This is a genomic window from Nonomuraea sp. NPDC050733 (genome assembly GCF_040654215.1).
Taxonomy (GTDB): Bacteria; Actinomycetota; Actinomycetes; order Streptosporangiales; family Streptosporangiaceae; genus Nonomuraea.
Genome location: NZ_JBFAHO010000002.1, coordinates 593,732 through 612,765, shown reverse-complemented (window position 1 = coordinate 612,765; position 19,034 = coordinate 593,732). Strand labels below are relative to the sequence as shown.

The window sequence follows — 19,034 nt, the reverse complement described above, 5'->3', positions numbered from 1 at the left end:
GTTTTCTCGCTCCCTACCTGGGCGTTATCGTCGAGGAGCTACCGCTTACTCTCCTGAGGACTTGTAGGGCTTCCCGGGACAAGCAGCACAGGCGGAAAGCCGTCTTACCGGAAAAGAGTCGGCCAAGCGGAGTAATCACCAGGCCATGGAGACGCCTCGGGAAGTGATGCGCACGGTCCTCGCCGCTAGCGTCGTCGTCGCCGACCTGCCTGCCGGCGGTTCGGATCGACTGCTGGGCATCGGAGCGAGGTGCTCAGGTGGACTGAAAGTCGTCTTCCATGGAACTCGTCATCGTCGCGGCCGCCGCCGTGACACTCGTCCTGCTGGTCAACACGCATCTGGACGCGCCGGCGGCCCGGCGGGCCATGCCCGTCCTGCTGGCCGCGTTCGGGGTGCGCCTCGCCATCCACGTGCTGGTGGTGCGCTCGGGCGTCATCGACTACGGCGGCGACAACCTGGGCTACGAGGCTCGCGCGATGTTGATCCTCACCTCCTGGAAGCTGGACGGCTTCCAGTTCGTCACGGCCCACGACCTGCCCATCCTGGGGACCGCCGCGGTGCCGTGCAACATGTTCGCGTTGATCATGTACCTGTGCGGCGGCTCGGCGCCGCTGGCGTGCACGGCCGTGGTGGCGCTGCTGGCGTGCGCGCTGTGCCTCGTGATGTACCGGATCGCCCGGCTGATCGGTGCCGACGACCGGGCGGCGTTCCGGCTCCTCGTGGTGACCGCGTTCACGCCGGCGTTCCTGCTGCACACCTCCGACACCTACAAGGACGGGTTCAACGCGTTCCTCGTGGTGGCCTGCGTCGGCATCGGGGCGTCCGTCGCGCAGAGGTTCAGGCTGGGTGTGCTGCTGCTGGCCGGGCCGCTGCTGTGGTGCCTGTGGCACGTCCGCCCGTACATGGTCTTCATGGCCGTGATCCCGATCGTCTGCGGCGTGGTGGCCTCGAAGTCGACGTTCTCCGTGCGGAAGCTCTTCGCGTTCGGCGCGCTGCTGGTGGTCGCCATGCTGTTCGCGGGCGGCGTGTACGACAACACGCCGCTGGAGCTGGCCGAGCAGCAGATCGACATGGGGCAGTCGGAGGCCGTCATGCGCTCCAACGCCGGGAACGCGTCGGGGGTGCACTTCGACGACGGCGGCGACCGGTGGAGCGGCCTCGGGACGAAGGTGGTCTACACGCTGCTGTCGCCCTTCCCGTGGGAGAGCGGCAGCCTCACGCTGCACCTCGGGAAGATCGACGTGGTCATCTGGTACATCCTGCTGTACGGGGCCGTACGGGGTGGGCGCCAGATGTGGCGCCGGGACCGCACGACGCTCCTCATCCTGCTGCTGTTCATCGTGCCGGGCACGATCGCCTACGCGACCACGATGGCCAACATCGGGCTGATCTTCCGGCAACGCATGCCCATCGTCCTGGTCGCGAGCCTGCTCACGGCGGTGGCCTGGACCCGGTCCACCCGGGAGGAGCCCGCTGCTCCGCCACCGGGGGCGGACGAGCCGGGCGCGCCAGGCACAGTCCCGCGCGCGTCCGCGCGGCCGTGAGACGCGGGCGGCGGCGGCCCCGGGAGAGCCGCCGCCCGCGTGAGGCGTCAGGCTCCGGCGGGCTCCGTCTCGTAGACGGCGAAGGCCTCGCTGCGGAAACGGAGACGCGTGAAGTCGCCGATGGCGCGGCTCACCCCCGGGCGCCGCTCGTCGACGAAGAGCCAGCGGACGCCGTAACGGTCCCGCAGGGCCTGGACCGTGGCCGTGGACGGCGACCGGAAGACGGCGTCGTTGGCCCCGAGCCGTTCCCCGTCCCAGAAGGGCTGGTGCTGCTCCAACCGGCCGGGCTGCCAGCTGTCCGCGTTCTTCGCCGTGAACGCCCACCCCTCGACCAGCATGCGCCGCTCGGTCATCGCGGAGATCCAGAACTGGCGAGAGTCACAGGGATTCTCCAGACCCCAGCGGCAGTGCACGTTCGTGGCGACCAGGTCGTCAGGCGACGAGTGCGCGCGCAGCCAGCGCGCGGCGGTCAGGGCTCCCGGCGGGGCGGGCGGCGCCGGCTCCGCAGCGGCGACCGGCTGCCTGCTCGTGCCGGACAGGAACGAGATCACACGGACGTGGTGCGCGGCGGGCAGGCCCATGGCGGCCAGCGCCGCGATCATGAGAGCCCAGCCGCGCAGCCGGGACCGCGTGGCCACGATGGCGACAGCCCCGAGCGCGACGGCGCCCAGCAGCACCAGGTACGGCAGGAGGAGGACGGTGTCGGACTCGCCCGGCTCCAGTGGCGCCCTGACGCCGAGGAGGAGGGGGATCGCGTAGGCGGCGGCCAGGCCGGCGGCGATCGCGCACAGGAGCGGCACCCGCGGAACGCGTGCCCGCCGCAGGATGACGAGGGCGCCGAAGACGGCGGGTATCACCAGGTAGGGATGCGACCCCCACAGGAAGTAGATCTGGCTCCGGCCGGGGTGGTCGAAGACGATCATCCCGGCGAGCCCCGCGGCGGCTATGCCGAGCATGAGCACCACGTCAGGCCGGAGGAGCAGCCTCGGCCTGCTCAGGAGTCCCAGCATCGGGCTCCACGTCACGGCCCAGGCCAGCAGGTACACCGCCGTGACGCCGGCCAGCGACAGCAGCGTGGGAGCGGCGTTCACCGGCATGCCGGTGAGGTCCTGCCAGACGGTGCGCATGAAGGAGAAGGGGGCGACCAGCAGGCCCTGCCGCTGCCCGCCGAACAGGACGAGCTGCGCGAAGACGAGGCACGTCCCGGTGATGAGGAGTGCCGTCAGGACGGGCCACGGCAGCCGGCGCCGCCGCACCCCCTCGATCACCGCCACGGCCACCAGCCCCGCGAGCAGCATCGGCAGGTAGGTGGCCTTGGCGCCCATGACCGCCAGGAGGAAGACGCCCAGAAGAAGCCAGGCGCCCGGGTCGTACCTGCGATGTTGCAGCAGATCGGTCAGCAGGAGGACCGCGGGGACGAACAGCAGGGCCCCGAAGGCGAACGTGGGGCTGCCCCATGCCGCGTCGTGGATCCCGCCCCAGGTGAACGTGCCCAGCGAGCCGAGGAACAGGCGGGGAGCGCCCACGAGGAGCGTGGCCGTGGCCGCGAGGGCGCCGCCCGTCCAGGAGTCCGTCACCCGGCGCCCGAGCATCGCCACGAGGACGACGAACGCGGCCAGCACGGGCAGCATGCCCAGCCGGAGCAGCAGCACCAGCGGCTCCACCCCCGTGATCCAGCTGGCGGCCGCCCAGTGCGCGTACACGAACCAGTGGTAGAACATCGGCTCGCCGGCGACGATGGGGCTCATCGGCGGCAGGTGGTGCTTCAGCTCGCCGATCAGGCCCAAGTGGAACGGCGCGTCGTCCGAGTACTTCGCGAGCTCCGGCCAGGTGAGGGGCGCGGTACCGAAGTGGCTGTAGGCGGTCTTGGCCACCAGGTAGCAGACGGTCAGTGCCGGCACCCACGACCACCAGACGGGTGCGACCGGGCGGCGGCCGACCCCCTTCCAGTGTCTGCGGAGCCGGGGCACGACGAGGAACACGGCGTAGGTGACCGTCGGCCATGCCAGGACGAGCAGCGGGAGGCCCACCGCCCGGGCCACGATGTAGGCGCCCACTTCGACGGCCATGCCGAGCGCTGTGCCGAGCGCCAGTTCCTCCGCCAGCGTGCGGCTGTCGCCGTAGAGGGCGCGGATGAGCAGCAGACCCGGGAGCGCGAGACACAGCACGACGTACGCGCCGTAGAGACCCATGTCCGAGAAGGAGACGCCGTAGCGGTTCAGGACAGCCGCGACGAAGCCGGCGGTGAGCACGGCGGGAGCCCACCGGAGAAGGGTCCGCGCCCTCTCATGGCGAGGGAGATCCCCTCCCTCGCCGGCGCGGCGGCCCGGTTGTGTCTTCTTCTGCTCTTCGAGTGCGTAACCCGGTCGAGATATGGCCATGAGGGGAGTCTGGACGTGCCGGCGATCGCAACAGGGCAGGCGCTCTGCGCTGGACGGAGTCGTTGCCGTTCCCTGAAAGGGCCATGAGCGAGGGGAACGCCGTTCACCTTCCGGCGAGGAGCCGCCGATACAGCGCTATGTGCTCCTCGACCATGGTGGTGGCGTCGAGGTTCTTCAGGGCCCAGGCCCGGGCCTCGGTGGCCAGGCGCGCGGCATGGGCGGGGTCGTCGAGCAGGCCGGCCACGGCCCGGGCGAGAGCGGCCGGGTCCGAGTGCGGGATCAGGACGCCGCGGTCGTCCCCCAGCAGCTCCGGCGTGCCCCCCACCGCGGTGGCCACGATCGGCCGCCGCTGGACCATCGCCTCCATGATCGCATTGCTCAGCCCTTCCGAGACGGAGGGGAGCACGACGACGTCGGCACGGGCCAGCAACGGCCGGGGGTCGATCACCGCTCCCCAGAAGCGGACGTCGGCGTCCAGCCCGCGGGCCCGGCCTTCGAGCCGATCCGTCTCCGGGCCGTCGCCGACGAGCACCCACGTGCACCGCCGGCCCTCCCGTGCGAGCATCGCGGCGGCGTCCAGCAGGCAGTCGTGCCCCTTCTCGGGCCGCAGGCGCGCCAGGCACACCACCACGGGCAGCCGGGTGTCCACGATCGCGGGCTCGACGACCTCCAGCGCCGCGTCGGAAAGGCCGTTGTAGATGACGCTCAGCTGGTGCGGCGGGATGCCCTCGACCGTCCGCGCGTCCTCGGCGACCGCCGCCGCGTTGGCGACGACGTGGTCGGTGATCGCCGTCATCGCGCTGCCCAGCGAGAAGAGGCGTCCCTGCTTCCTCTTGATGTCGCTGAGCCCGCGACGGCCGGCGACCATCACGGGCACGCGTGCCAGCAGGGCCGCAGGCGCACCGATCAAGTAGCTGTGCAGGAGGAACGCGTGCACCACGTCAGGCCGGAGCCGGCGCAGCAGCAGCACCAGGCGGGCGAAGGCCCGGACGTTGCGCAGGAGCGCGACGCGGCCGGACGGTCTCCTGGCGAAGCCCAGACGGTGGACGTCGATCCCGGCGGCTCGCAGCGTGGCCTCGTGCGGACCGCCCTTCGACAACAGGAGCACATCCACAGCGATCTTCCTGCTGTGCAGCTCGCGCGCGAGGAGGGACACCTGTTTCTCCGCGCCGCCCAGGCCCAGCTGCCCGATGAGCAACGCCACGCGCCTGAGATCGGACCGCTCTCCTGACGTCCCCATGGTTCCTCCGTACGTCGGCGAGCAGCCGAGCGACCACTCACAGCAATGTCACCATCACTCAGAGTAGGAATCCGTGCGGTGCGATGCCGGATGCCGCGGGGCGTGTCGCGCATTTCCGGAAGCCAGCGCCTTCAACGGCTTCATGACCGAATGGACCTCGGCCCTGCCGGGGACCAACGCCCTCACCGGCAACCCCGTCAACCGGGCGAAGCGTGATATCTCCAGGACGGCCATGGCGACGTACGTCACGGTGGACGCCAGTGCCGCGCCCACCGCACCCCAGCGGGGGATCATCACCAGGTTGAGCAGGACGTTCGCGCAGAGGACCCCGACCGAGACGGCGGTCATCGTCAACGGGCGTTCCAGCCGCACGAGATGCTGCTCGACGGCCCTGACCAGCATCAGGGCGACCGTTCCCGGGGCGAGCGCGAGCAGGGGGGCCACGCTTCCCGCGAAGGAGTCGCCGTAGACCAGCGGGATCATCCACGGCGAGGCCGCCACGAGCACCACCACGAAGGCGGAGGAGACGAGCAGCATGAGCCGCAGCGCGCGGACGGTGACGTGCTTGGCCTCGTCCACGTCCAGGGACGCCTGCTTGGGAAGGACGATCTGCGTGATCGTCTCGCAGGGGATCCGGGTGAGGGTCATGATCGTGACGGCGACGGTATAGATGCCCACCGCAGCCGGCGAGTCCAGAGCGCTGAGCAGCGGGACGTCGACGGTGACGATGAGGTACAGGGCCACCCATCCGACGTGGTACCTCCCGGACAGGCCCAGCTGACGCCGGACGAGCGCACCGTCCATGCGCAGGGAGATCGGCCGGATCCCACCCACCACGAGGACGAAGGGCAGGGCGATCGAGAGCGCCCAGCAGACGATCACACCGGTGAGGGTCAGGTGCCCCAGGGCTGCGAGCGCCAGGATGGGCAGGCACCGCGCCAGCGCGGCGAGGAGCGACTTGCGGTTGACGACGTCCATCCGGGACTGCAGGGTCATGATGCCGTTGAGGTTGACGGAGGCTGCGCCGAGCGGCACCACCGACAGGGCCAGCACCCACAGGGCCAACCCTCCGGGCGCGCCGCTCAGCGTGACGAGCCCGAGGGCGCCCAGCGCCGACAGCGACCCCAGGACCAACCCCAGGATCAGGCCGTTCGTGGCCAGCGGCTGATGCCGCGAACGGTCCGACCAGAGGGTTATCTGTGACTTCTCCAGCGACATGTGACCCACGACGATGGCGGCGAACGCCGCGGTGCTGATCACCGCGTAGACGCCCCTGCCCTCCGGCTGGAGAGTGCGCGCGATGATCACCCCCGTCGCCGTCTCCAGGGCCAGCCTGACCCCGCGCGAGGCCAGCGTGCGAAGAGCGAGGGCCGCCGAGGACGTCATGCCCGGCGAGAGCCCGGCCGAGGCGCCACGGGCGGCCGTTCGGCGAGCGGCGTCCCCGCGCCGCCGTCGTCCGCTGGTCTGATCGCTTCGCGCACCCGCGTCATGGCCTTCACGAGCGTCATCATCGCCATCGGACGGCCCGCGGCGGTGGCGGCACTCCGGTCACGGGAAACATTGCCCGCTCGTGCCTGCGGCCATACCGCGATCAGGTCTGTGCCGGGGCGTCGCCGGTCAGCTCGTAGACGCTGTGGTCGCCGGAGCGGAAGCGGCGCTTGGCATGGACCCACAGCTGGGTGCCGGGCCGCATGAGGGTCTCGTCGACGAACAGCCACCGCACGCCGTAGCGCTCGCGCAGCAGCCGTACCGTGTCCGGCGACGGCTGCCGGAAGACGGCGTCGTTGGCGCGCAGCCGCTCCTGGTCCCCGTACGGGCGGTACCGGGGCGCCTCGCCGGGACGCAGGCCGGCCAGCGAGGTCGCCGTGTACGCCCACCCCTCGACCAGCACCCGCCGCTCGCTCAGCGCGCTCGCCCAGAACCGGCGGCTGTCGCACGGGTCCTCCCCACGCCAGCGGCAGTGCGCGTTGGTGGCGACGAGGTCGTCCGGGTCCGAGTTGGCGCGCAGCCACCGGCCGGCCGCCAGGGCGCCGCGGGGCGCCTCCTCCCCCACGTGACGGTGCCGGCCGAGCACCAGCGGGCCGGGCGGGGCGCCGGGCAGGAGCTGGGCCGCCCACGCGGCGGGCGTGCCGGCCGCCGTGACCAGGCAGAGCACGAGGGCGAACGTGCGCGCCCGGCTCTGGCACAGCGCGCGCAGCGCCACCACGGCCACCAGGACCACGCCGAGCAGCGCGGCGTACGGCAGGTACAGCGCGGCGGCGTCCTCGCCGTCCCGGAACGGGACCCCCACGCCGAGCAGCACCCGGATCGCCAGGACGGCCGCCACCCCGGCGCAGCCCGCGCCCACCGCCGCGGCCGGGCGCACCCCGGCCCGGCGGACCACCGTGGCCAGGCCGTGGCAGGCGAGGATCGCCAGGTACGGGAACGGCGCCTGGAGGAAGTACCCCTGCGACAGATTGGGGTGGCCGAGCAGCAGCGCGGCGCCCAGCCCGGCCGCGCACATGCCGAGGATCAGCGGCACGGGGTGACGGGCGAGCAGCCGCGGCCGGCACAGCAGCCCGAGCACGCCGCACCAGCAGATCGCCGCGCACAGCAGGCACAGGAGCGACGCGCCGAGCAGCGCCTGCCACGGGACCTCCGCCCGCGCTGCGGCGCCCGTCAGGTTGCGCCAGGTCGCCCGAACCATCGACAGCGGATCGACGACGATGCCCTGCCGCGCGCCGCCGAACAGGACCGTCTGCGCGAACACGAGGCAGGCCACGGTCAGGCCCAGCACCGCCGCCGCCTGCCGGGGCGGCCGGAACCATGTGACCGTCTCCACCACCACGACCACCAGCAGGCCGGCCGCGAGCAGGGGCAGGTAGGTGGCCTTGGCCCCGGTGAGGGCCATCAGCATGACCGTCAGCATGGCCCACCAGCCCCGGCTCTGCGGCCGCCGCCCGGACAGGTCGAGGAGCAGGAGCATCACGGGGGCGAACAGCAGGGCCGCGAAGGTCTGGGTGGGGCTGGCCCACGAGTACGGCGGCGTCCAGGTCAGCAGGCCGGAGACCGACCCCGCGTACAGGCCGGGCGCGGCCACGAACACCGTGGCCGCCACACCGGCCAGCGCCGCCTTCCGCGAGCCCGTCAGGCGGTGGCCGACCATCGCGACCAGCACGACGAACGCGGCCAGCATGGGCAGCATGGCGAGCCGGAAGAGCAGGATCGTCGGCTCGATCCCGGTGACCCAGCTCGCCGCCGCCAGGTGCGCGTACACGAACCAGTGGTAGGCGAGCGGCTCCCCCACGACCGACGGCACCATGGGCGGCACGTGGTGCCGCAGCTCGCCGGTCAGCGCCAGGTGGAAGGGCATGTCCACGGACGACCTCAGGAGCGACGGCCAGGTGAGCGGCTGGCCGGCGAAGAAGCCGGCGGCGACCAGCGCGATCACCGCGATCACGACCAGGGCGAGGCTCCACGACCACCACAGCGGGGCGGCGCCCGCGCCCGGCCGCCGCCTCCAGTGCGCGCGCAGCCGCGGAACGGCGGCGAACAGCGCGTAGGTGCCGAGCGGCCAGGCCACGACGAGCAGCGGCTGCCCGAGCGCGCGGGCGGGCAGGTAGGTGAGCACCTCCAGCGCGTAGCCCAGCGCCACGCCGAACGCCACCTGCTCCGGCAGCGCGTGCGCGCGACGGTACAGCGCCCGCACCCACAGCGTGCCGGGCAGCGCGAGGCCGAGCGCGACGTACAGCCCGAACACGACTGTGTCCCTGGTCGCGACGCCGTTCAGCCTCAGCGCGAGGGCGGCGCACACGAGCACGGCCACCGCCGGCAGCGGGCGCGAGACGCGGGCCGGCAGCCGGCGCGAGACGCGGGCCGGCAGCCGGCGCGAGACGCGGGCCGGCAGTTGACGCAAGACGCGGGCCGGTGGCCGGGGCGGAAGGTCCGCGGGCGCGGTCGCGGGCACATCGACGGATGCCGGGGACTGTGGATGGGGCGGGGCGTCGGCCATGCGCGCAAGCTTGGCGACGATCCCCCGCTCACGGAGCGCGCATGCCCTAGTGGTGCGATGTTCTTACATCTGCTTTGCCGGGGTTGACGACCTCCCGACGGGCCTCACCGCAAAGACGGACGCATCATCACAACCCCCTATTCGCCCCCCGACACGCCCATCCCCTATCGAGTGCTGTCATTGTCCATCCCAAGCGATCACCGCCCGAATTCATCCCTACTCTGCGTTGAGGTGCATTCACATCGCCTTTGCTCCGTATTTACCTAGCAAACGCGCTCTTGGGGGTTTCGCATGCCGGACAGCGAGGAGAAGATCGGCCGGAGACGGCGCTGGCCGCGTGTGGTGCCGGCGGTTCTCGGAGGGACGGCCTGCGCGGCCGCCCTGCTCTGGACCGCCTGGACCCTGACGCCCCTGCCCGGCGGCGAGCAGCCGATCGACCCGATGGCCGCCCCCGTGTCCACGGAGTCGACCACGACGGTGCGCAGTCCGGACTCCTCCGTCCAGCTCAACCAGGTGCCGTACCACGTGGTCAAAGCCGTCCTCGCCAGTGAGGCCGCGGCCCCCGCGCCCGAGGCGGGCGTGAGCGTGGAACAGCTGGCCCGGGGCCTGTGGTTCGCGCTCACCGGGCAGAGCACCGAGGATTCCGCGCTCACCCAGCGGATGGTGCGCGGCCACCACGCCGAGGACACCTCGCTCGCACGCCGGCTCGCCGACCTCGCGGTCGCCGCGAAGGTCGAACTGTCGCGGTCCCGGGAGTGGGTGCTGGAGAGGTACCTCGACGTGCTCGACCTCGGCCGGGGACCCGTGGGGATCCAGGCGGGGGCGCGGACGTTCTTCGGCAAGAACGTGCAGGACCTCACCGTGGCGGAGGGCGCCTACCTGGCCGCCGCCATCCGGCGCCCGGACCCGGCCGGCGGCCCCGCGTCCGAGCCGGCCGCGGGCATGCGCTCCCGCTGGCGCGCGGTGATCGACGCCATGCACCAGGAGGGCACCCTCACCTCGGCCCAGGCCGCCGTGCAGCGCTTCCCGGCCGTGGTGCCCGCCGCCGGGATCCCGTCCGGCCGGCCCGGCCACGAGAGCTCACGCCGCAACAGCTCAGGCCACGAGGGCTCACCCGTGCTGTCGGACGGAGCCCGGCCCCGGGTGATCACGGCGGCCGACGCCACGACCGCCCGCGCGGCCGTCACCTCGGCTCTGGGGGCGAAGACCACGGCGGCCCGCCCGGCGGCGGAGGCGCCGAGGGCCCCGGAGCGCCGCAGGGCCCGGGCGGAGTGCCCGGCCGGCTCGATCATCTGCGAGGAGAACCAGCTCCCGGGCAACCCGCCCAGCGAGTGGGACATCATCGGGTCCGGCACCGGCGACATCCAGGGCTATCCCACCCGGATCAGCGTCGACCACGGGCAGACCATCGACTTCAAGGTGAACACCCCCGCGACGGACTACCGCCTGGACATCTACCGCTTCGGCTACTACGGCGGCATGGGCGCCCGGCTCATCACCACGATCCAGCCGTCGGTGTCGCTGCCCCAGTCCCAGCCGGACTGCGTGAGCGACACCTCCACCGGGCTGGTCGACTGCGGCACCTGGGGGGTGTCCGCCTCCTGGACGGTGCCGGCCACCGCCGTCACGGGCGTCTACGAGGCCAAGCTCGTCCGCGAGGACGGCACGCCGGGCGACAGCCAGATCCTCTTCGTCGTCCGCGACGACGCCCGCCCCTCGGACCTGCTGTTCAAGACCTCCGACACGACGTGGCAGGCGTACAACAGGTACGGCGGCAACAGCCTCTACTTCGGCCAGCCCGCGAACCGCGCCTACAAGGTCAGCTACAACCGCCCGATCATCACGCGCGGGATCCCCAACGGCTCGCCCAACTACTTCTTCAACTCCGAGTACCCCATGCTCCGCTGGCTGGAGGCGAACGCCTACGACGTCGGCTACATCTCCAGCATCGACGCCACCACCCGGCCGGCCTCCCTGCTCGGCCACGAGGCGCTGCTGTCCGTCGGCCATGACGAGTACTGGTCCAACGAGATGCGGGACAACTTCGCCGCGGCCCGGGACGACGGCGTGGACCTCGCCTTCTTCTCCGCCAACGAGGTCTTCTGGAAGGTCCGCTGGGAGGACAGCATCGACGGGGCGGGCACGCCGTTCCGCACGATGACCTGCTACAAGGAGACGATCGCCAACGCCAAGATCGATCCCAGCCCGCAGTGGACGGGAACCTGGCGGGACCCACGTTTCTCACCCCCCTCCGACGGAGGCAAACCGGAGAACCGGCTCACCGGCACCCTGTTCATCATCAACGGCGTCGTCAACGACGCGATGCAGGTGCCGTCCGAGTACGCGGCCATGCGGCTGTGGCGTAACACCTCGATCGCCAACCTGCAGCCCGGAGAGGTCGCGACGTTCCCCGCCGGCACGCTCGGATTCGAATGGGACAACCAGCCCGACAACGCCGTCGCGCCCGCTGGTCTGGCACGCTTCTCCAGCACCACCCTCAGCTACACCAACAAGTACCTGCTCAACTTCGGCAGCATCTACGGCGCCGGCACCGCGACGCACCATCTGACGCTCTACCAGGAGCCGGGCGGCGGGATGGTGTTCGGCGCGGGCACCATCCAGTGGCCGTGGGGGCTGGACGCCGTGCACGACCGGGACGGCAGCCCGACCGACATCCGCATGCAGCAGGCGACCGTCAACCTCTTCGCGGACATGGGCGCGCAGCCCGCGACGCTCCAGCCGGGCCTGGTCCCGGCGACCGCGTCCACCGACACGGCGCCGCCCACCTCGGCGATCACCACGCCGGTGAGCAACGTGACGCTGACGTCCAACGCGCCCATCACCATCAGCGGCACGGCGTCCGACACCGGGGGCGGCGTGGTGTCGGCCGTCGAGGTCTCGCTCGACGGCGGCGCCACCTGGCGCGGGGCCACCGGCATGACGAACTGGGAGTACAGCTGGCTGCCTCCTCAGCCCAGCGGGGTGACGACGATCATGTCCAGGGCGGTTGACGACATCGGCAACCTGCAGACCACTCCGGCCTCGGTCACCGTCACGGTCGTCGCGACCTGCCCCTGCACCCTGTGGCCCTCGACCACCGTGCCCGCGGTCGTCTCCCAGGCGGACTCCAGGTCCGTGGAGGTCGGGGTGAAGTTCCAGGTGGCCAAGCAGGGCGCCGTCTCGGGCGTCAGGTTCTACAAGGGCGCGCAGAACACGGGGACGCACATCGGCAACCTGTGGAGCAGCACCGGGCAGCTCCTGGCCCGGGCGACGTTCACCAACGAGACGGCGGCCGGCTGGCAGGAGGTGCGCTTCGCCACGCCCGTGCAGGTGACGCCGGGCACCACGTACGTCGCCTCCTATTTCGCACCCGTCGGCAGATACGCGCTCAACACCGACTTCTTCAGCACCGCCTTGGTGAGCGGCCCGCTGACCGCGCCCGCCAGCGCCTCCGCCGGCGGCAACGGCGTCTACCGGTACGGCTCGGCCAGCGGTTTCCCGACGTCCACGTTCAAGGCGAGCAACTACTGGGTGGACGTGGTGTTCTCGCCGACGAGCATCTGGCCGAGCACGGCCGTGCCGGCGGTGGTGACGGCCGCGGACGCCAGGTCCGTCGTGCTCGGCGTGCGGTTCCAGACGCTGCGGCCCGGGACCATCCAGGGCATCCGGTTCTACAAGGGGCCGCAGAACACCGGGACGCACGTCGGCAGCCTGTGGACGAACAGTGGCCAGCTGCTCACGAGTGCGACCTTCACCAACGAGACGGCGTCCGGATGGCAGGAGGTGCGGTTCGCCACGCCCATCCACATATCTCCCGACACCACCTATGTCGCCTCCTACAACACACCCACCGGGCGTTTCTCGTACAACCAGAACTACTTCACGGCCAACTTCTACAACGCCCCGCTCTTCGCCCTGGCGAGCGGCGTGCAGGGCAACGGCGTGTACCTCTACACCTCCACCAACAAATTCCCGACCCAGACCTTCAAGTCCAGCAACTACTGGGTCGACGTGGTGTTCTACGCCGACTGACCGCGAGAGGCCGCCGGAAGCGTCTTCCGGCGGCCGGTAATACCGCGCCAAGGAGAACGCAATGCGGCGCAGCCCGTCATGACGACCTCACCGGCCGTGTGATGCGATGCCGCCAGGAGCCATGGCGAAAGGACCGTTGCGCGAACGCGCGTCCGCCACGGGCGCCTTCGCCGAGATATCGGAGGATCCATGTCGGAGTCAGTGTCGGTGGTCATCCCGTGTTACCGGTCAGCGCTGACGCTCCCGGTGCTGGTGCCCAGGCTCGTCTCCGTCCTGCGCGAGCTGAACGTCCGGTACGAGGTGATCCTCGTGGTCGACGGAAGCCCGGACGACACCTGGCCGGCCGCCGCGGACCTGGCCGAGCGGGTGGAGGGCGTCCGGGCCATCCACCTGTCGCGCAACTACGGCCAGCACAACGCCCTGGTGGCGGGCATCAGGGAGGCGGGCTCGCAGGTCGTCGTCACGATGGACGACGACCTGCAGCACCCGCCCGAGCAGATCCCGAACCTGCTGGCCGCGCTGGAGGGCGACCGGCTCGACCTGGTCTACGGCGTCCCGCACGTGGAGGAGCACGGGTTCCTGCGCAGCTTCGCCTCCCGCTCGGTGAAGGCGTGCATGTCCGCCACACTGGGGATCCGCACCGCCCGCAAGATCAGCGCGTTCCGCGCCTTCCGCACCCACCTGCGTGACGGCTTCGCGCAGTTGTCGGGGCCGCACGCCTCCATCGACGTGGCTCTGTCCTGGGCCACCACCCGCGTCGGCTCGGCGCACGTGCACATGAACCACCGCCGGCACGGCCGGTCCAACTACTCGCTGCCGCTGCTGGTCCGGCACACGGCGAACATGGTGCTCGGCTACAGCGCGGCGCCGCTCCGCCTGGCCAGCTACCTCGGCTTCCTCGTCGGCCTGGTGGGCCTGCTGCTGGGCGTGGCCGTCCTGTGGAACTTCGCGACGGGCAGCACGACGGTCGCCGGGTTCACCACCATCGCCTCGATGGTCGCGCTCTTCTCGGCCGCGCAGCTCATCGCCATCGGCGTGCTCGGCGAATACGTCGGCCGCATTCATGGCAGCGGAATGGGACATCCCACCTACGTGATCCGGGAGCGGGTCGGCTCGGCCGCCCTCGTCGAGCTGCCCCGGCAGAGCAGCGGCGCGGGCGCGCCCGCGCGCAACGCCCCATAGCCGTACGCGGCCGGCGCCATTGCGTCATCGGTTCTCCACCGACGGGCCAAGCTATCGCCCGTGAATCCGCGGAACGCGCGCCGTCACGGTCCGCGTCAAATGAGACCGGTTTAGATGCAGGAGCAGGAATATCGGCCGGGGTCGTTTTCGTGCTGAGGAAATGCCACCGGCCCGATGAAACACCCGTCGAATGGAGTGAGTGTGCGTTTCTTGCCCGCTCAGGAGAACATCACGGCCGGAGTCATCGGCCTGGGATATGTCGGATCGTGTATAGCCGCGACCCTGGCCGACAGAGGCGTCCACGTGATCGGGGTGGATACCGACGTCTCGCTCGTCGAGGAGCTGAACGGCGGTCACTGCCGGTTCAGCGAGGCGGGGCTGCCCGAACTCGTCTCCCGCCTGGCCGGCACCACGAGCTTCACGGCCACCACGGAGTGCGCGGCGGTCGCCTCCGCCGACGTGGTCATCGTCACGGTCGGCACCCCCATCCGGGACCAGGGCGTGCTGGTGGACCTCCAGCTCAGGAGCGCCTGCGAGGAGCTGAGCAGCCACCTGCGCCCCGGCCAGCTCCTGATCTTCAAGAGCACCGTCCCGCCGGGCATGACGCGGGAGCTGGTCGTACCGTTGCTGGAGCGTTCCGGGCTCACCTGCGGGGTGGACTTCGGCCTGGCCTTCTGCCCCGAGCGGCTCTCCGAGGGCAACGCCCTCAACGAGCTGCGCACGTTCCCCATCGTCGTGGGCGGCTGGTGCGACGACAGCACGGAGGCCGCGGCGGCGTTCTGGCAGCGCGCCCTCAACGTCGAGATCATCCGCTGCGCGTCGCTGGAGACCGCCGAGATGGTCAAGCTGGCCGACAACTGGTGGATCGACCACAACATCGCGATGGCCAACGAGCTGGCCCAGGTGTGCGCCACCGTCGACGTCGACGTGCTCGACGTGATCAGCGCCGCCAACTCCATCAAGAAGGGCAGCGGGAGCGTCAACATCCTCCTGCCGAGCGTCGGCGTCGGCGGCTCGTGCCTGACGAAGGACCCGTGGATGCTGTGGCGCTCGGCGGGCGAGCGCGGCCTCGACCTGCTGACCATCCCCGCGGCGCGGCACGTGAACGACGGCATGCCGCACTACACGTTCCGCCTCATCGTGGACGAGCTGGCCAGGGTCGGCCGGGCGCCGGAGGAGGCCAAGGTCGCGGTGCTGGGGCTGGCGTTCAAGAACAACACGGGCGACCTGCGGGCGACGCCCACCCAGCCCGTCGTCGCGGCGCTGCGTGAGGCGGGCGCGCAGGTCACGCTCTTCGATCCGCTGGTGGACGACGACGAGGCCGAGAAGACGTTCGGGCTGCGGCCGTGCGCCTCCGTCGAGGAGGCCGTGCGCGACGCCGACTGCCTGGCGGTGCTGGCCTGGCACCGGCCGTTCCAGAGCCTCGACTTCGCGCGCATCCGCGGGCAGGTCGCCGCGTCGTGCGCGGTGATCGACGGGCGGGCCTACTACCCGCGCGAGACGATCGCCCGCCTGCGTGAGCTGGGCTTCGCCTACCGCGGGATCGGACGGTAGACGCCATGGCACGCGTGGTCGTCACCGGCGGCAGCGGGTTCGTCGGGAGCCATCTCGTCGAGCGGCTCGCCGCGGAGGGCAACGAGACGACGGTCTTCGACTTCGGCGGGCCGCCGCCCGGCCTGCCCGAGGGCGAGAACGCCGTCCGGTACGTCAGGGGCGACATCCGGGACCGCGACCAGGTGGCCGCGGCCATCGAGCCCGGGGTCGAGGTCGTCTACCACCTCGCCGCCGTGGTGGGGGTGGACCGCTACCTCGACCAGCCGCTGGACGTCATCGACATCAACCTCATGGGCACGAGGAACGTGCTGGAGCTGGCCGAGCGGGCCGGCGCGAAGGTCGTGCTGGCCAGTACGAGTGAGGTCTTCGGCAAGAACCCGGCGGTGCCGTGGGCGGAGAACGACGACCGGGTGCTGGGCAGCACCGCCGTCGACCGGTGGAGCTACTCCTCCAGCAAGGCGCTGGCCGAGCACCTGACGTTCGGGTTCATCCGGCAGCGCGGGCTGCGCGCGACGATCGTGCGCTACTTCAACGTGTACGGCCCGCGTCAGCGGCCCGCCTTCGTCGTCAGCCGGACGATCCACCGGGCGGTGAACGGCCTGCCGCCGGTCGTCTACGACGACGGGGGCCAGACCCGGTGCTTCACGTTCGTCGACGACGCCATCACGGCCACGTTGACGGCCGGGGCGAGCGAGAAGGCCGACGGCGAGTGCTTCAACGTCGGCAGCTCGGAGGAGACGACCGTGGGCGAGGTGATCCGGCTCGTCCTCGAACTCGCCGGCGACGACCGGGCGACGGTCCCCGTCGACACCGGCTCGCGGCTCGGCGGGCGGTACCAGGACCTGCGCCGCCGCATCCCCGACGCCCGCAAGGCGTACGAGGTGCTCGGCTGGCGCAGCTCGACCGGTCTGCGCGAGGGGCTGGCCCGCACCATCGAGTGGGCCCGGGCGAACCCCTGGTGGCTGGAGCTGGCCGACAGCGGCCAGTCCTAGCCCCGGACGGCACGCGGGGACGGCACCGGGTGGTGCCGTCCCCGCTCTGCTGTCAGCGGTCTGCCGTCAGCGCCTCGCGCGCGCCGGGACGAGCTCGACGAACATCTGCGACGGCCGGCCGCCGAGGAGTCCCCTGGCGAGGTCGAAGGCGGCGAAGCCGGCGGCCAGGATCGGGAAGAGCGGATGGCGGGTCATCGGGCGGTCGGCGGAGACCTTCACCCACCCGCGGCGGACCAGCCCCGCCAGGATGCTGGTGCCCCAGAACGGGGCGCCCTGCGTGTAGGCGAAGCGGCGGACCGTGAACCCGCACGCCAGGGCGAGCCTGGTGAAGTTGCGCCGGTCGAACAGCACCCAGTGCCGCGGGCAGTGGTAGCCGCCCCAGTCGCGGTGCCGGAAGATCCGGGCGTCCATGCTGTCGGTGTTGGGCGTCTTGATGAGGATCACGCCCTGCGGCGTCAGGTGGCGGCCGAGCGTTCTCAGCACGTCACCCGGGTCGCTCACGTGCTCGATCAGGTTGATCAGCAGGATGAGGTCGAACCGCTGCTCAGTGGAGAAGTCCTCGACGCGGCCGCAGAAGAACTCGTGCCCCCGCGCCACGGCCCGCGACTTGGCGGCCTCGTCCAGGTCGACGACCTGGGTGAAGGTCACGCGGGGGTCCAGGCCGCGGATGACGTCGAGCTGCCAGCCGTCTCCCCCGCCGACGTCGAGCACCTTCAGGTCGTCGCCGGACAGCCGCGACAGGATGCGCCGCAGCCGTACCGCGTCGAGCCGGTCCTTGACCCGGTGGGCGAACGACTGCTCGTCCGAGGCATAGGCGTAGTAGTTGGCCGGGTAGATCTCGGCGAGCCGGTCGACCGGCATGGGGTCGAGGAAGAGGGCGCCGCAGCGCGCGCAGCGGTAGTACTGGAACTCCTGCTCGCTGGTGCGGTACTCGACGTCGCGAGCCGTCGCCCAGTGCGCGGCCCCGGTCTCCTGGCACGCCGGGCACCTCGTGCTCGTGCCGGCGTCGTCCGCCCGCGGCGCCCGGCCGCGCATCGTGTCGGTGTGCTCGTTCATGTCCTGTCCAGCTGCCGCCAGGTGCGGTAATAGGTGGTCCGGCGCCGCTGGAGCAGCGGCGCGACGTCGGTGTTCATCAGGAAGAGCTCCACGTCCTTGAGCCGGGTGAAGGACACGCTGGGGTCCCAGTGGTGCAGCAGGTGGCGGTTGAATCCGGCCGCGCCGAACACGGCGGCGAACAGCCCGTCGCCGAAGAGCCGGTTGACGGGCCCGTGCGGGACGACGCTGTAGTCGGTCAGGTCGTCGGCGAACTCGCTGCGGTGTTCGAGCACCTGCCGGACGGTGTTGAGCAGCGGCAGGAAGAGCAGCTGCCCCATCGCCCAGGCGACGGCGAGGACGACGGCGCCGCTCCACAACGCGCAGACGACGACCGAGGCGTTGAAGACGCCCGAGACGAGGAACACGACGTCCACGGAGCCGCCCTTCGCCTGCTCCTCCCCCGGGCGGGACTTGCTCCTGACCACCTCGCGGTAGCCCTTCAGCGCCCGGACGAGCCGGATGCCGGTGAATCCCTCGACCAGGAATCGCCGGTTGAGCGGGGCGAAGTAGCTGCGCTCCGGGTCGCGGGTGGTGCCGAGGTAACGATGGTGCTCGAAGTGGACCTTCCGGTAGGACTTCACGTTCATGCCGACGAACAGGCCGACGAACGCGTTGGTCAGCGCGTCGCTGGTGTCGCGGCCCGGCGCCAGGTTGTAGTGGGCGCCCTCGTGCAGGTACGTCATGAGGTAGTGCAGCCAGAAGCCCAGCAGCGCTCCCCCGGCGAGGGCGAGCAGCCCCGAGGCCGGCCAGGTCGTGGCGGTGACGTGCCCCAGGTAGACGATCAGCGCCGCCGAGACGACGAGCGCGAGATGGCCGCAGAGCAGCGTCGCCCAGACCACCTTCCAGCGGGGCGTCAGAGTGCGCCGGAAATCGACGTACCGGGTGCCCGAGGAGTCGACCAACGCGGAATGGCGCACCTTGCCGATGTCCAGGGCCTCGGCGTCTACCTGCACGGCAGTCCCCCTTCTGCTGAGCCTTCCGGAACTCTAACCAAAGGCTTCGCGATATCGGGGACCGCCGTGC

At 71.3% G+C, this 19,034-nt stretch carries 11 protein-coding genes; 5 read left to right on the top strand and 6 right to left on the bottom strand.

Annotated elements, in window-relative coordinates:
* The first annotated feature begins 278 nt into the window (after positions 1–278).
* Positions 279–1,544, top strand: a complete 1,266-nt coding sequence (locus tag AB0H64_RS06330; protein ID WP_357620698.1) for a hypothetical protein — start codon at positions 279–281, stop codon at positions 1,542–1,544.
* Positions 1,545–1,591: 47 nt separating this feature from the next.
* Here AB0H64_RS06330 and AB0H64_RS06325 read toward each other — a convergent pair whose 3' ends face one another.
* The 4 genes from AB0H64_RS06325 to AB0H64_RS06310 all read right to left on the bottom strand — a co-directional run bounded on the left by AB0H64_RS06325 (position 1,592) and on the right by AB0H64_RS06310 (position 9,060).
* Entirely contained in the window at positions 1,592–3,796 is a 2,205-nt protein-coding gene (locus AB0H64_RS06325; RefSeq protein ID WP_357620696.1) for a hypothetical protein, read from the bottom strand.
* Between the two features lie 232 nt (positions 3,797–4,028).
* A complete protein-coding gene (locus AB0H64_RS06320; RefSeq protein ID WP_357620694.1) occupies positions 4,029–5,165 on the bottom strand; it encodes a glycosyltransferase in 1,137 nt (378 codons plus the stop codon).
* Positions 5,166–5,219: 54 nt separating this feature from the next.
* The gene (locus tag AB0H64_RS06315; protein ID WP_357620692.1) at positions 5,220–6,551 is read right to left on the bottom strand and encodes a polysaccharide biosynthesis C-terminal domain-containing protein; all 1,332 of its coding nucleotides are present in this window, start codon (positions 6,549–6,551) and stop codon (positions 5,220–5,222) included.
* Positions 6,552–6,756: 205 nt separating this feature from the next.
* Complete coding sequence (locus AB0H64_RS06310) at positions 6,757–9,060, bottom strand: hypothetical protein (protein WP_357620690.1); 2,304 nt, start codon at positions 9,058–9,060, stop codon at positions 6,757–6,759.
* 387 nt (positions 9,061–9,447) lie between these two features.
* Here AB0H64_RS06310 and AB0H64_RS06305 point away from each other — a divergent pair, with 387 nt between their 5' ends.
* The 4 genes from AB0H64_RS06305 (at position 9,448) to AB0H64_RS06290 (ending at position 16,916) form a co-directional block, all read left to right on the top strand.
* Positions 9,448–13,188, top strand: a complete 3,741-nt coding sequence (locus AB0H64_RS06305; protein WP_357620688.1) for a DUF4082 domain-containing protein — start codon at positions 9,448–9,450, stop codon at positions 13,186–13,188.
* A 189-nt stretch (positions 13,189–13,377) separates the two neighbouring features.
* Positions 13,378–14,370: a glycosyltransferase family 2 protein gene (locus AB0H64_RS06300; RefSeq protein WP_357620686.1), complete on the top strand. Its 993-nt coding sequence runs from the start codon at positions 13,378–13,380 to the stop codon at positions 14,368–14,370.
* Positions 14,371–14,544: 174 nt separating this feature from the next.
* Complete coding sequence (locus tag AB0H64_RS06295) at positions 14,545–15,924, top strand: nucleotide sugar dehydrogenase (RefSeq protein WP_357620683.1); 1,380 nt, start codon at positions 14,545–14,547, stop codon at positions 15,922–15,924.
* A 5-nt stretch (positions 15,925–15,929) separates the two neighbouring features.
* Positions 15,930–16,916: an NAD-dependent epimerase/dehydratase family protein gene (locus AB0H64_RS06290; RefSeq protein WP_357620681.1), complete on the top strand. Its 987-nt coding sequence runs from the start codon at positions 15,930–15,932 to the stop codon at positions 16,914–16,916.
* A gap of 66 nt (positions 16,917–16,982) precedes the next feature.
* On the opposite strand, the gene AB0H64_RS06285 is transcribed toward AB0H64_RS06290, so the two are convergent.
* Both AB0H64_RS06285 and AB0H64_RS06280 read right to left on the bottom strand, forming a co-directional pair.
* The gene (locus AB0H64_RS06285) at positions 16,983–17,972 is read right to left on the bottom strand and encodes a class I SAM-dependent methyltransferase (protein WP_357620679.1); all 990 of its coding nucleotides are present in this window, start codon (positions 17,970–17,972) and stop codon (positions 16,983–16,985) included.
* On the bottom strand, positions 17,969–18,964 hold the full coding sequence (locus AB0H64_RS06280) for a fatty acid desaturase (protein WP_357620677.1): 996 nt from the start codon (positions 18,962–18,964) through the stop codon (positions 17,969–17,971). Before AB0H64_RS06280 ends, AB0H64_RS06285 begins: the two co-directional genes overlap by 4 nt.
* Positions 18,965–19,034 lie beyond the last annotated feature (70 nt).